1 protein-coding gene is annotated in these 281 nt (G+C 63.0%); it reads left to right on the forward strand.

The genetic code is table 11. The features are described from left to right. Positions 1-281 (forward strand): ATP-binding protein (locus CWO91_RS42510; protein WP_165406094.1); only part of this gene is annotated, 281 nt, incomplete at both ends.

Here is a 281-nt window from a genome sequence, read left to right on the forward strand (position 1 = left end):
GGCAAAACCCACCTGGCCATTGCCATCGCCAGAAGCTGCATCCGATCCGGTGCCCGCGGCCGCTTCTTCAACGTAGTCGACCTCGTCAATCGCCTCGAGACCGAGACCCGCAACGGACGGCAAGGACGGCTCGCCGAGCATCTGACCCGGATGGACTTCATCGTGCTGGATGAACTCGGCTATTTGCCCTTCGCCCAGTCCGGTGGCCAGCTTCTCTTCCACCTCGTCAGCCGGCTCTATGAGCGCGCCTCCGTCATCGTGACCACCAATCTCGCCTTCGG

Source organism: Bradyrhizobium genosp. SA-3 (assembly GCF_004212635.1).
GTDB lineage: Bacteria > Pseudomonadota > Alphaproteobacteria > Rhizobiales > Xanthobacteraceae > Bradyrhizobium.